The sequence below is a fragment of the Klebsiella planticola ATCC 33531 genome, from assembly GCF_000735435.1.
In the GTDB taxonomy this organism is placed as follows: Bacteria; Pseudomonadota; Gammaproteobacteria; order Enterobacterales; family Enterobacteriaceae; genus Klebsiella; species Klebsiella planticola.
Genome location: NZ_JMPP01000038.1, coordinates 19714 through 31418, shown reverse-complemented (window position 1 = coordinate 31418; position 11705 = coordinate 19714). Strand labels below are relative to the sequence as shown.

Sequence of the window (11705 nt, the reverse complement as noted above, 5' to 3'; positions counted from 1 at the left end):
GCACAACCGGCTGCTTAATTCTTCCGCGAAGTCAGGTTAATCATAAACCGGCGCTGTTTCAGCGCCGTTTTTTTCTGGAGGGCACTTATGCTGCGGCGCTATCGTTTTGAGCTCATCCTGATCCTGTTAATTCTCTGCGCGCTGATTGCGACCCGCTTTTTCCTCTACTGAATAAGACGGCGCGTCATCACGCTGCGCGGCGACTCTCCGGCCCGACGTCTCACCACGCTTTTGCCGTCCACCTTGCTCTCCCTTCCCGTACCGCCTGGATTGAGCGCTGAATACCACATCAAGGCGCTGGTTTTGATCACAAGGCCACTCACTCAGACCGCTGCCCCTCCTGTTGCGGGAAAGCACTAACGAACCGCCAGCAGCCAGCCATGAATCCCCACGCCATACACCCCAAGGATCAGCAAAAAACAGGCGGCAATTGTCGTTAAGCGATGGGTATGCGCCGGGGCCAGCCAGCGTCGAATGGCGAGGATGTAGCACGACAGCACCCCAAGATCGATAGCCACCCAGATGATGCTCAACAGACCAAGGCTCAGGCCGACATCGCTGGTAATGTGGATAAACTGCGGGAAAAACGCGGCAAAGAACAGAATGTCCTTGGGATTACTCAGGGCGGTCACAAATCCGGACCACACGCCGCCTCGCGCGGTCGCCGCGCCAGGCGCCATATGCGGCGCACGCAGCATACTCAGGGCCAGCCACGTAATATAGAGGGATCCCAGCGCCGCTAACAGCAGCAGAATATCGGGATGGATCGCCACGGCGCCGGTCAACATTGCCGCCGCAACGGCCATCAGCACCAACGACGCGAGATTGCTGCCCATCATCGTACGCAGTGCTGATGAAGTCCCGTCTCTGGCGGCGCAGCCGGTCACCAGGAGCACTACCGGGCCCGGCGTAGCAATCAGCGCCAGCACCGTCATGCTGTATCCCGCCATCAATGCATAGTTCATGATACTGACTCACTCTCTTTTTTTAGGTCAGCGCATTTTCTATTTAGATTTCAGGATTGAAAAACGACAAATGGTGAGTTTGAATGTGAGTTTAACTCAACATAAAAAGCTGACCGCTATGTCGATGCCGCCGCTGTATGCCCTCCGCGCTTTTGAAACCGCCGCCCGCCTTGGCTCCTTTAGCAAAGCCGCCGCCGCGCTGCACGTCACCCCCGGGGCGATCAGTCGTCATATCAGTACGCTCGAGGCCTGGTTTGACTGCCGGTTGTTTACCCGTCAGGGGCCAAAAGTGGAGCTCACCGATGCCGGGAGGCAGCTCGCCAGCGCGCTGGCGGAAAACTTTGCCGCCATCGACAGCGCCTGCCAGACCTTGCGGCATCAGGCGGGCAAACTGCGGCTGAAATCGCCATCGACATTAACCATGCGCTGGCTGCTGGATGTGTTGCAGCGCTTTCGCCAACACCATCCGCGACCGGTAATAGAGATGAGCAGCGTGTGGATGGACAGAGACAGCGTAGACTTCAGCCGTGAGCCTTATGATTGCGCGATTCTGCTCGGCGATGGTCATTTCGGCGAAGAGACCTGTCACCGGCTGTTGTTTGCCGAATGGCTGGTTCCGATCTGCGCCCCGGCCATGGTCGAGGCCGCTCGCCAGGGGTTATCCGCCTGCCCGCTGATTCATCCGACGACCGATCGCCGGGACTGGCGACGTTGGCTACAGCATGCCGGAGCGTTATCGCCGACCGAAATACACCGGGGAATCGTCTTTGATAGTCTGGAACAAGGCACGATGGCCGCCATGAGCGGCCACGGAGTCTCGGTGGGCGATCTCTTTTTGAGTCTGGAAGCCATTCGCAGCGGCCTGCTGGCGCTGCCGTTCCCGCAGGCCGTTGCAACCGGCGAGGGCTATTACCTGGTGTGGCCAAAAAAGACGCTTAATCCACAGCCTGTCGCCCTGCTGTATCAATTTCTACTCGAGCATATCCCGGCGCCGTTCCCTGACGGAATAACCCGCCTGGGCCAGGCGCCAAAGTGACAGCGGCCCTGACGGTTTACATGACATGAACAGCCTGTACCACCAGATATCCCGCCGCGCCCCAGATGAAAACCGACGCGAGAGAAACATAAACTAACGCACGAATACCTTTTTTAGACATACATCCTCCCGAAACCGGAGATAAGAATTAGCTGATATCATCGCCGGGATAACATCTCTGTTTGTTCAACGGCAGAGAGGAATAACAATATTTGCGGTGAGAAAATGTTTCACATTGAAAACAACTGAGAATGATGTAAAGAAGTGCATTTTCCGCAGAGGCGATGTTTACTTTTTGTTGTTCATCGTCGCTGTCCACGAAATAAACTCCCGCCCCTCGGCGCGGCCCTGTCGCTTAATTTTCGTCTGATTTGGTACTTTCCGTAACCCGATTTATGTTGCTTCCGCTAGCGCTTTCTGCGGAAATAACGCTATGGAGAGATGCGCGCTAACCGGTTGAGTTATCTTCATTCTTCCGCATAAAAGAGCCGTTTTGAGGTAATTTTGTCCGCCGTTGGCTTTAATTAAAATTACTCTTAACTTTCATAAACTTAAATCTCCTGCTACTGTCAATATACACAAAATCATCCCGGCGCCTTCACCGCGTGAAGCGTGCGAAAGGATGCAATGTAGAAACATAATTTCTCCCCAGAGAGTGATATGCGTAGAGACGTACTGTTATTGCTGTGTTCATTTTGTTTGTTGTCCCCGTTTGCTCACGCTGATGATGACAGCATGAGTGCGAAAGATATCAAGACGCTTTTTTTCGGTCATGACGATCGCAAACCGGTCAACAATCCGGCGGAGGAACCCTGGGATGCCATTGGCCAATTAGAAACGGCCAGCGGCAATCTGTGTACCGCTACCCTCATTTCGCCGAATCTGGCGCTGACCGCCGGTCACTGTCTGCTGACGCCGCCAAAAGGCAAGCCGGATAAACCGGTTGCGCTGCGCTTTATTTCGCGCAAGGGCGGCTGGGTGTATGAGATTCACGGCATTGAAGGTCGCGTCGACCCGTCGCTGGGCAAACGGCTCAAAGCCGATGGCGACGGCTGGATTGTCCCCTCGGCCGCCGCCCCCTGGGACTTTGGCTTAATCGTTTTACGCTACGCGCCGGGCGGAATCACGCCGATCCCGCTGTTCAGCGGCGATAAGGCCGCTCTCACCGCCGCGCTGAAGGTGTCGGAGAGAAAAGTCACCCAGTCCGGCTACCCGGAAGACCATCTGGATAATTTGTACAGCCATCAGGACTGCATTGTGACCGGCTGGGCGCAGACCACGGTGCTGTCCCATCAGTGCGATACGCTCCCCGGCGACAGCGGTTCGCCGCTGCTGTTGAAAACCGATACCGGCTGGCAGGTCATTGCCGTACAGAGCTCAGCGCCCGGTGCGAAAGATCGCTGGCGGGCGGATAACCGGGCGATTTCGGTGACCGGTTTTCGTGACAAGCTGGAGGCGCTGGCCAGCGAGTAAACCATCAGCCCTGCTGCTGGCGCAGCTGTAGCAATGACGTAATCGGCATCGGTTCGCTGAAGTAAAAACCCTGCAACCGATCGCATCCCGCGCGCCGCAGCAGCGCCAGCTGCTGCTGATTCTCAACCCCTTCGGCCACCACCGTCATTCCCAGCGCTCCGGCGATACGCACGGTCCCGCGAACCAGTTCCGCGGCCTGGGCATCCACATCCACCAGCCCGGCCAGCGATTTATCAATTTTAAGCGTGTCAAAGCGAAAACTGCGCAGATAGCCGATGCTGGAATAGCCAATGCCGAAATCATCCAGCGCCACCGCGGCTCCCAGCGCCTTCAAATTTTCAATGGCCGCAAGGGCGCGGGCTGGATTTTCCATCACATAGCTCTCGGTCACCTCGATTTGCAAACGGCGGGCCGGAAAATGGCAGCGGGCGAGCACCTGCACGACGCGCGTTTCAAACTCCGGGTCGCGAAACTGTGCGGGCGAGATATTCACCGACAGCATCAATTCCCCGATGGCCTGGAGATCGCAACAGGCCCGATAGAGCGCAAACTGTCCCAGCGCATAGATCAGACCGCTGCTTTCCGCGATGCCGATAAAGACATCCGGCGACAGCGGACCTTCCGGTCGGCGGGGCCAACGCAGCAGCGCTTCGACGCCCTCCATCACCAGGGTATCGGCGTTAACAATCGGCTGGTACCAGACATCAAATTCATCGTTTTCCAGCCCCTGGCGAATGCCGTTTTCGATATTCAGCTGATATTGCCGGGTATCGTTGAGGGTCTCGTCATACCAGGAGGTGCGCCCTTTCCCTGATTTTTTCGAGTGATACATCGCAATATCGGCCCGGCGAAACAGCTCGGTGCTCGAACAGGATGCGGGAGTGCCGCTGGCAATGCCGATGCTGGCGCTGATGTAAATTTTCCGCTCATTGAGCTTCACCGGCGATTTCAGCATCTCCAGCACCGCCCACGCAAAGGCCGATGCGTGATCCACCGCCTGCTCCCCGCTGATGGTCATGGCAAATTCATCACCGCCCATGCGGGCCAGCAGGCCGTCGCCCGGCACCCGCTCCTGCAGCTCCCGCGCAATATGGGCAATTAGCGCGTCGCCGACATCATGCCCGTAGTTATCGTTGACATCCTTAAACCCGTCGAGATCAATAAACACCACGCACTGGGTCTCATGCTGCGACTTATCGCACTCCTGATTCAACCGCCCGATCAGCGCCCGGCGGTTGGGCAACTGGCTGAGCCAGTCGGTTAGCGCGATTTTGCGCGCCAGCGTCTCTCCACAGGACAGTTTGTACAGCCCGAGGCAGCTGAAGAGAATAAACAGCAGGATCAGGCTGGCGGCCATCAGGGCGATAAGTCGGATACTGCTCGACGCCGCCTCCGCCGCCTCCGCGCCGGGCAGACGCGGCTGCCAGCTGAGATAGCCGATGATCTCCCCGGCATTGGTACGCAGCGGAATACTGTACTCACCGCTCCCCTGCGTCTCATGCAGACCGCTAATCTGAAAAGTATCCCCCAGTTTTTGCAGCATCCCGGCATTGATATGCCGGGTGACCACCAGGTAGCGACGCGTATCATCATGCACCTGTAAGCGCCCCAGCGTCGGGCGAATCAGTCCAATACCAATAAAGGCAATGCCTTCACGGGTGCGGGTAATACCGGCGTAGGCGCCTTTGCCGCTGCGCAACGCTTCAGCATGCCGGGCGATGAGTGATTGCAAGCCGCTGCCAAAAAAGCGCGTGTCGTTTTCGTTAAAGGCCTGGCTGCGAAACGACCCCCACAGCACGCGATAATGCTGATCGAGCACGAAGGTACCGTCGTAAAGATTGTTGATTTTGAAGCCCGAACCCCAGGAGTCATATAGCCAGCCGGCATTCAGCATGGGGGCGTAGGTTTGTTTAACCGCGTCGTCCCAAATCGAGTTATCCAGTACCAGCGACAGGACGCGGTTCACCGATGTTTGCACCGCGCCATCCACGGAAAGAACGGAGCGATGCCTGTCGATTTCATTGGTTTTAATGCTAATCAGATGCTGGGAAAGATAGATTAAAGAAATAACAGAAACAATGAGGCCGATACCGGCAAGGAAGATCATGACCGAAAGCGTTTTGGCCGAGGGAAGATTGCGCCAGCCAGGCAAATTAACCATGCTTTGTCCTCATCACGGCTGAAGGTAAACGCGCCGCCAGTACTCTTTTTTAAAGAATAATACAGAGAACAAATTTTGCCGCCCGCGCAAGCAGGCGGCATCACATTACGCCAGTTTAATCAGCACCATTCCGGTCACCAGCAATATCACGCCGATCCAGCCTTTATGATTTAAGCGTTGGCCGAATAAAATCCATCCTGCCGCAATGGTGGCGGCAATACCGAAACCGCCCCACAGCGCATAGGCCACCGACAGGTCAATTCCCTTCACCGCCTGGGAGAGCGCGCTGAAGGCGCCCAGCACCGCCAGCAGCGACAGTATGCCGTATACTTTACGACGAAAACCGTCTGAAAATTTCAAAAAGACGTTAGCGACAATTTCCAGCACGATGGCCAGCGCCAGCCAGGCGCCGTGAATCCACTCAAACTGTTGCATGGGCCGCCTCCGTTGGCTGCTTCAGCGTTTTTTGGGTACCGGATTTAATTAGTACGATCCCGGCCACCAGCGTCGCCAGTCCCGCCATTTTGACCAACGAAAGCGCTTCATCAAACAGCAGAACGCTGAATAACGTGATCAGTAAAATACCGATACCCTCCCACAGGGCGTAGGCCACACCGAGGGCGATTTTTTTAACGGCAAAAGCCAGAAATATATAGGAAAGCGCAATCATCACCAGCATTAAAATAAAGCCTGTGTGCCCACCGCTGACGCTGGCCCATTTCATAGAAAGTGTGCCGGTAATTTCAGCAACGATTGCTAAAGCTAATAATATCCAATAAAACATAATCCTTCTCCTGCTAGAGAATATAATCCACCGCGGCTTACAGCGAAGGTAAACCGGAAAAATTCTAAGATTGTTTAGCCGTGCGCAGTGCGCCAGCTCAGGCAGAGAGAAAGGACTAAAGCGCGGAGCGCCAGTGTTGCTCGCCGGCAAAGCGGCAGCCAGGGAAGGAAACTGCAGGGTGAGTCGAAATATACATCCTGAACTGATTGTCCATAAAATTACAATTATCCGCGGTATTGCTTCTCGTCATTGCGGATGAGTATTGTCCTCGGTAGTTATACACAGTAAATTTGTACCATAATGCTACATTATACTCAAAGTCTTTGCACTTCTTTACGTCTGACATTTGATTTTGATTAGCTTTTACTGATGTCAATCGCCATTATGATGACGCTTTACTATTTTATTTTCGCCACCGGCTTGTTTTCACCACCGTAGACGTTTTAGCAAGGGCGGACATCTTGCCTGAGCGAGGCAATTTTTGCTGATTTTACCCCGGCATTCGGGTCTACACTGTGATGAAAATTCGATCATTTTTTCAGGGACACACATGGCTAAACCCATCATTACGCTTAATGGATTAAAGATTGTCATCATGCTGGGCATGCTGGTCATCATTCTCACCGGTATCCGCTTCGCCGCGGATATTATCGTCCCGTTCATCCTTGCGCTGTTCCTCGCCGTGGTAATTAACCCGGTGGTCCGGCTGATGATGCGCTGCCGGGTGCCGCGCGTGCTGGCCATTTCGTTGTTAATCAGCGCGATTGTCATGCTGGCGGTGGTTTTGCTGGCCTCATTAGGTACCTCGCTGAATGAACTGGCGCGCACGCTGCCGCAATACCGCACCTCGCTCAGCGAGCCGGTGCAAACCGTGACGCCCTGGCTACAGCGATTTGGGTTTACCGTTTCCGTTGTCGAGTTGAATAAATACATCGACCCCAACGCGGTCATGACGATGGTGACCAGCCTGCTTACCCAGCTGTCGAACGCGATGTCCTCAATCTTCCTCTTGCTGCTGACGGTGGTCTTTATGCTGCTGGAAGTGCCCCAGCTGCCGGCCAAGCTGCAACAATTGATGTCCAGACCGGTGGAAGGTATGGGCGCCATACAGCGCGCGATCGACAGCGTCTCTCACTATCTGGTGCTAAAAACCGCCATCAGTCTGGTGACCGGGATGGTGGTCTGGGGCATGCTGGTGCTACTGGACGTTCGCTTCGCCTTTATGTGGGGGCTGCTGGCCTTTGCCCTCAACTATATTCCGAATATTGGCTCGGTCCTGGCCGCCATTCCGCCTATTTTGCAGGTGCTGGTGTTCGGCGGACTGTATGACGCGCTGGTAGTGCTGGCAGGCTACCTGGTGATTAACCTGGTCTTCGGGAATATTCTTGAGCCGCGGATCATGGGGCGCGGTCTGGGGCTATCGACGCTGGTGGTATTTCTGTCGTTGATTTTCTGGGGATGGCTGCTGGGACCGGTAGGTATGCTGCTTTCCGTCCCCTTGACGATCATTGTTAAAATCGCGCTTGAGGAGAGTCCCGGCGGACGCAGTATTGCCATACTGCTGAGCGATTTAAGTAAATAGGCTTCGTTACGCCGGCGGCGCAATGCCGCCAGCGGCAGGTTTCTCTTCGTCTATGCTTAAACACTCTGTTGCCTGCGGATTTCTCATGACCAACGATCCCGACCTCAAGGTGTTTCTGACATTTGGCACCCCGCCTCTTCCCCCCGCTGTCGAGCAAGGATGGCTGGTACATGACGGGGCGCGCATCTGGTATACCGTCTGTGGCGATGGCCCTGCGGTGATCTTACTGCACGGCGGACTGGGCCACTCGGGTAACTGGAGCTATCAGGCGGTAAGGCTGGTGGAGGAAGGTTATCGCGTGGTGCTGATCGACAGCCGCGGTCATGGCCGCAGCACACGTGACCAACGGCCCTACACCTACGAGAGGATGGCGTCGGACGTACTGGCCGTGATGAACAAACTGGCGCTGGACAAGGCACGCTTTATCGGCTGGAGCGACGGAGCCTGCACGGCACTCATCTTTGCGGCCCGGCATCCGCAGCGGACTACCGGCGTGCTTTTCTTTGCCTGCAATATGGATCCCAGCGGGACGAAAGAATTTCAGTCTGACCCAACGATAGAACGCTGCTTTTCCCGCCACCGACAGGACTACATGGCGCTGTCGCCCACGCCTGCAGGCTTTGACCAGTTCGTCGCAGCCGTAACGGAAATGATGAGCACCCAACCCAATTACTCTGCCAACGATCTGAAAAAAATCAAGGTGCCGGTCAACGTGGTCCTGGGTGAGCATGACGAGTTTATCAAACCCGAACATGCCATCTATCTGGCCGCCACGCTCCCGAACGCCACGCTGACGATTCTGCCCGGGGTGAGTCATTTCGCGCCGTTACAGCAGCCAGGGCTTTTTAATGCCGAGGTGCTTAAGTTTTTGCTCAGAGTGCAGGACGATTAAGCAGCGCCCTGTCTCGGTTCAGGCCCCGGCGTTTACGCCGCAAACCCCGTTAAAACGGAACTCTCCGACCGCCGGGGAGGCTGGATATACCCCCCCTTTATTCCTCTCCTTCCGGCCCCCCTGTAGCCGACACAGCGAACGTCCGCTTCGATCGCCGTCACATAATTGCTCTTACAATTATTACTCTCAGGCTAACAATCCTTTAGTGGGCTTAATTGATGCGCTGCCCGGCGCGTCGCACACTAACTTCCACACCAGGACAATCAAAACGATCTGTCGAATCAGGAGGTTAATAATGAATGCCGAACAAACGCCGGGGCGCGTCTGGAACCGTCGCCGTACGGAAAAGCAGCGGCGACTGGCCGCCGCGAACGTCTCCGGTAAGGTTATCCCCACCGACCAGCTGGTCGATGCGCTGGAACATCTGCTGGCACCGGGCGACCGCGTCGTACTGGAGGGCAATAACCAGAAACAGGCCGATTTTCTCTCCCGCATGTTGGCGGAAGTGAACCCGCAAACTATCCACGACCTGCATATGATCATGCCCAGCGTCGGGCGCAGCGAACATCTGGATCTCTTTGAAAAAGGGATTGCCCGTAAGCTTGACTTCTCGTTCTCCGGTACCCAAAGCCTGCGGATTTCGCAGCTGCTGGAAGATGGTCTGCTGGAAATTGGCGCGATTCACACCTATATCGAGCTTTACTCTCGCCTGTATGTCGACCTGTCACCCAACGTCGCGCTGATCGCCGGGTATAAAGCCGACCGCAAAGGCAACCTTTACACCGGGCCCAGCACCGAAGATACCCCGGCGCTGGTCGAAGCCGCCGCCTTCCACGACGGGATCGTTATCGCCCAGGTTAACGAACTGGTTGACGACGAGTGCGATCTCCCGCGCGTCGATATCCCCGGCTCGTGGATAGACTACGTGGTGGTGGCCGACAAGCCGTTCTTTATTGAACCTCTCTTTACCCGCGACCCACGCCTGATTAAGCAAGAACATATTCTGATGGCGATGATGGCGATTAAAGGCATCTACGCGGAACATCAGGTGCAGTCTCTCAACCACGGGATCGGCTTTAACACCGCCGCCATTGAGCTGCTGCTCCCGACCTATGGTGAACAGCTGGGGCTGAGAGGCAAAATCTGTCAGCACTGGACGCTTAACCCGCATCCGACGCTCATCCCGGCCATTGAAAGCGGCTGGGTGGAAAGCGTCCACTGTTTTGGCGGCGAACTGGGAATGGAAGAGTACATCCGCGCCCGTCCGGACATTTTCTTTACCGGCGCCGATGGCTCTATGCGTTCTAATCGCGCCTTCTGCCAGCTGGCGGGTCAGTACGCGGTCGATATGTTTATCGGCTCCACCCTACAGGTTGATGGCCTTGCCAACTCCTCTACCGTCACCCGCGGCCGGCTTTCCGGATTCGGCGGCGCGCCGAATATGGGGCATGACCCGCACGGTCGCCGCCATGCGACCCCGGCCTGGCTGAACATGATCACCGAACCGGATCCGATGCAACGCGGCAAAAAGCTGGTGGTGCAGATGGTCGAAACCTTCCAGGCCGGCGTGAAGCCGACCTTTGTGGAAAAACTTGATGCGGTAGAGGTGGCGAAAGCCTCCGGCATGCCTTTGGCCCCGGTGATGATCTACGGCGATGACGTCACCCACGTGCTGACCGAAGAGGGTATCGCCTATCTCTACCGGGCGGAAAGCCTCGAAGAGCGGCGGGCGATGGTAGCCGCAGTCGCCGGCATCACCGACATCGGTCTGGGCGTCGATGCCAGACGCGTCGCCGAACTACGCCATAGCGGCAAAGTGGTCTATCCGGAAGATATCGGTATTCGCCGCAGCGATGCGACCCGTTCCCTGCTCGCCGCCGGCAGCGTTGCCGACCTGGTCGAATGGTCCGACGGTCTTTACAACCCACCTGCCAAATTCCGGAGCTGGTAATGAAACTCCTGTCACAGACTCATGCCGGGCTACAGACCGAGAAGCTGGCGTTGATCGCCCGCGACTGCCTGATCGACGAAGCGCGATTAAGCCCGAAGCCGGGTCTGGTGGACAGCCGGGGAAACGGCGCCCATCACGACCTGTCGTTAGATCTGATGGAGCGCTCGGCGCACAGCCTGACCCCGACGTTTCTGCAACTGGCCCAGCACAGCTGGCTGCGCCCGGCCGACATCGCCCTGCGCGAAACCGTTGGCCGTTTAGGACGCGAAGGCGAACGGCAGATGATGGCGGCCACCGACGGCGTGAATACCCACCGCGGCGCGATTTGGGCGCTGGGGTTACTGGTGAGCGCAAGCGCGATGTTAAGCGTCAACGCCAGCGCGCAGCGGATCGCGGACACCGCCGCCCTGCTCGCCCGGCTGCCGGACAGCGCCGCGCCGAAGGTCTTCAGCAAAGGCCTGAAGGCGACGCACCGCTACCGGGTACCGGGCGCGCGTGAAGAGGCGCAGCAGGGGTTCCCGCATGTGATGAAACTGGCTCTGCCCCAGCTCTTGCGCAGCCGCGCCCAGGGCGCGGATGAAAACGCGGCTCGTATTGACGCGCTGATGGCAGTCATGACCTCGCTCAGCGATACCTGCGTTCTTTCACGCGCCGGAATGGCCGGCCTCAACGCGATGCAGGCCGGCGCACGCGCCGTGCTGAGTGCCGGCGGCAGCGCCACGGTACAGGGCAGCAAAGCGCTCGCCGAACTCGACACGCAGCTGCTCACCCTCAACGCTTCGCCCGGCGGCGCCGCCGATTTGCTCGCCGCCACGCTGTTTCTCGACAGGGTCAGCCAGCCCGCGTCTTGCTCAATTTAAA

Annotated in this window: 13 protein-coding genes; 7 read left to right on the top strand and 6 right to left on the bottom strand. The window is 56.9% G+C overall.

Annotated elements, in window-relative coordinates:
- The first annotated feature begins 87 nt into the window (after positions 1-87).
- Positions 88-171 (top strand): small membrane protein YdgU, encoded by an 84-nt coding sequence (gene ydgU, locus GRPL_RS28670; RefSeq protein WP_099130682.1) that lies wholly within the window; start codon positions 88-90, stop codon positions 169-171.
- Here the strand turns inward: ydgU and GRPL_RS27800 are convergent.
- Together GRPL_RS27800 and GRPL_RS09500 are read right to left on the bottom strand one after the other, a co-directional pair.
- Positions 165-323 carry a hypothetical protein gene (locus tag GRPL_RS27800; RefSeq protein ID WP_155274633.1) on the bottom strand — a complete coding sequence of 53 codons (159 nt, stop codon included), beginning with the start codon at positions 321-323 and terminating at the stop codon, positions 165-167. The two genes, ydgU and GRPL_RS27800, sit on opposite strands and share 7 nt — an antisense overlap.
- 33 nt (positions 324-356) lie before the next feature.
- Positions 357-965 (bottom strand): LysE family translocator, encoded by a 609-nt coding sequence (locus GRPL_RS09500; RefSeq protein WP_032696092.1) that lies wholly within the window; start codon positions 963-965, stop codon positions 357-359.
- Positions 966-1083: 118 nt separating this feature from the next.
- Here GRPL_RS09500 and GRPL_RS09505 point away from each other — a divergent pair, with 118 nt between their 5' ends.
- Positions 1084-2001 carry a LysR substrate-binding domain-containing protein gene (locus tag GRPL_RS09505; protein ID WP_032699728.1) on the top strand — a complete coding sequence of 306 codons (918 nt, stop codon included), beginning with the start codon at positions 1084-1086 and terminating at the stop codon, positions 1999-2001.
- 660 nt (positions 2002-2661) lie between these two features.
- The gene (locus GRPL_RS09510; RefSeq protein ID WP_032687493.1) at positions 2662-3474 is read left to right on the top strand and encodes a trypsin-like serine peptidase; all 813 of its coding nucleotides are present in this window, start codon (positions 2662-2664) and stop codon (positions 3472-3474) included.
- A 4-nt stretch (positions 3475-3478) separates the two neighbouring features.
- On the opposite strand, the gene GRPL_RS09515 is transcribed toward GRPL_RS09510, so the two are convergent.
- The 4 genes from GRPL_RS09515 to GRPL_RS28665 all read right to left on the bottom strand — a co-directional run bounded on the left by GRPL_RS09515 (position 3479) and on the right by GRPL_RS28665 (position 6615).
- Complete coding sequence (locus tag GRPL_RS09515; protein WP_032699726.1) at positions 3479-5635, bottom strand: putative bifunctional diguanylate cyclase/phosphodiesterase; 2157 nt, start codon at positions 5633-5635, stop codon at positions 3479-3481.
- A 105-nt stretch (positions 5636-5740) separates the two neighbouring features.
- Complete coding sequence (gene mdtI / locus GRPL_RS09520; RefSeq protein WP_004862469.1) at positions 5741-6070, bottom strand: multidrug/spermidine efflux SMR transporter subunit MdtI; 330 nt, start codon at positions 6068-6070, stop codon at positions 5741-5743.
- Positions 6057-6419: a multidrug/spermidine efflux SMR transporter subunit MdtJ gene (gene mdtJ, locus GRPL_RS09525; RefSeq protein WP_032687490.1), complete on the bottom strand. Its 363-nt coding sequence runs from the start codon at positions 6417-6419 to the stop codon at positions 6057-6059. Before mdtJ ends, mdtI begins: the two co-directional genes overlap by 14 nt.
- A 115-nt stretch (positions 6420-6534) precedes the next feature.
- The gene (locus GRPL_RS28665) at positions 6535-6615 is read right to left on the bottom strand and encodes a hypothetical protein (protein WP_463732742.1); all 81 of its coding nucleotides are present in this window, start codon (positions 6613-6615) and stop codon (positions 6535-6537) included.
- A 354-nt stretch (positions 6616-6969) separates the two neighbouring features.
- Between GRPL_RS28665 and GRPL_RS09530 the strand changes: the two genes are divergently transcribed.
- The 4 genes from GRPL_RS09530 to GRPL_RS09545 all read left to right on the top strand — a co-directional run bounded on the left by GRPL_RS09530 (position 6970) and on the right by GRPL_RS09545 (position 11704).
- Entirely contained in the window at positions 6970-8001 is a 1032-nt protein-coding gene (locus GRPL_RS09530; protein ID WP_032687489.1) for an AI-2E family transporter, read from the top strand.
- An 85-nt stretch (positions 8002-8086) separates the two neighbouring features.
- A complete protein-coding gene (locus tag GRPL_RS09535) occupies positions 8087-8893 on the top strand; it encodes an alpha/beta fold hydrolase (protein WP_032696089.1) in 807 nt (268 codons plus the stop codon).
- A gap of 295 nt (positions 8894-9188) precedes the next feature.
- Positions 9189-10844 carry a malonate decarboxylase subunit alpha gene (gene mdcA / locus GRPL_RS09540; RefSeq protein ID WP_032699724.1) on the top strand — a complete coding sequence of 552 codons (1656 nt, stop codon included), beginning with the start codon at positions 9189-9191 and terminating at the stop codon, positions 10842-10844.
- On the top strand, positions 10844-11704 hold the full coding sequence (locus tag GRPL_RS09545; protein WP_032699722.1) for a triphosphoribosyl-dephospho-CoA synthase: 861 nt from the start codon (positions 10844-10846) through the stop codon (positions 11702-11704). The genes mdcA and GRPL_RS09545 overlap by 1 nt, the downstream gene beginning before the upstream one ends.
- Position 11705 lies beyond the last annotated feature (1 nt).

Coding starts and splice junctions, on each gene's coding strand:
- ydgU (WP_099130682.1), top strand. CDS start 88: ATGCTGCGGCGCTATCGTTTTGAGCTCATCCTGATCCTGTTAATTCTC.
- GRPL_RS09530 (WP_032687489.1), top strand. CDS start 6,970: ATGGCTAAACCCATCATTACGCTTAATGGATTAAAGATTGTCATCATG.
- GRPL_RS09510 (WP_032687493.1), top strand. CDS start 2,662: ATGCGTAGAGACGTACTGTTATTGCTGTGTTCATTTTGTTTGTTGTCC.
- GRPL_RS09515 (WP_032699726.1), bottom strand. CDS start 5,635: ATGGTTAATTTGCCTGGCTGGCGCAATCTTCCCTCGGCCAAAACGCTT.
- mdtI (WP_004862469.1), bottom strand. CDS start 6,070: ATGCAACAGTTTGAGTGGATTCACGGCGCCTGGCTGGCGCTGGCCATC.
- GRPL_RS09505 (WP_032699728.1), top strand. CDS start 1,084: ATGTCGATGCCGCCGCTGTATGCCCTCCGCGCTTTTGAAACCGCCGCC.
- GRPL_RS09535 (WP_032696089.1), top strand. CDS start 8,087: ATGACCAACGATCCCGACCTCAAGGTGTTTCTGACATTTGGCACCCCG.
- mdtJ (WP_032687490.1), bottom strand. CDS start 6,419: ATGTTTTATTGGATATTATTAGCTTTAGCAATCGTTGCTGAAATTACC.
- GRPL_RS09500 (WP_032696092.1), bottom strand. CDS start 965: ATGAACTATGCATTGATGGCGGGATACAGCATGACGGTGCTGGCGCTG.
- GRPL_RS28665 (WP_463732742.1), bottom strand. CDS start 6,615: ATGTATATTTCGACTCACCCTGCAGTTTCCTTCCCTGGCTGCCGCTTT.
- mdcA (WP_032699724.1), top strand. CDS start 9,189: ATGAATGCCGAACAAACGCCGGGGCGCGTCTGGAACCGTCGCCGTACG.
- GRPL_RS09545 (WP_032699722.1), top strand. CDS start 10,844: ATGAAACTCCTGTCACAGACTCATGCCGGGCTACAGACCGAGAAGCTG.